At 38.0% G+C, this 445-nt stretch carries 1 protein-coding gene; it reads right to left on the minus strand.

The features are described from left to right. Positions 1 to 70 precede the first annotated feature (70 nt). A partial coding sequence (locus CKW40_RS42480) for a helix-turn-helix transcriptional regulator (RefSeq protein ID WP_143748543.1) occupies positions 71 to 445 on the minus strand: 375 nt, incomplete at its 5' end.

Raw genomic sequence — 445 nt, forward strand, 5'->3', positions numbered from 1 at the left:
CTTTTCACTAGGGTGGAATTCTAGTTCGTCGGAGTAACTCCGGATAAAAACTAAAAATCCTAAATAGAGTTTATTTAATCATTTGCTTTTTATAATGACTTGGAGCAACGCCAGTCCAACGTTTATAAGCTTGAGAAAAAGTAGATAAATCTGAGAAGCCTAATATTTCTGCCACTTGGCCTAAATTTAGATTTTGCGCTAAAAGGGAGTCGGCACGTCGATGCAAGGTTTCATTTTGAAGTGCTCTAAAAGAGATATTCTCGTCTTGTAACCTCCTTTTTAGCGTCCGTTCGCTCATATTTAACTTATTTGAAATCTCTTTAATATTAAGTAATGTGCCAGAAGGAGCGTTCATTAAAAAATCGCGGACAATCATTGTGGTTGTTAAGGTGGTATGGCGTTGGCTAATAAGCTCCATACACAGCCTTTCACACATAGCAGCAGC

Source organism: Mesorhizobium carmichaelinearum (assembly GCF_900199455.1).
Taxonomy (GTDB): Bacteria; Pseudomonadota; Alphaproteobacteria; order Rhizobiales; family Rhizobiaceae; genus Mesorhizobium; species Mesorhizobium carmichaelinearum.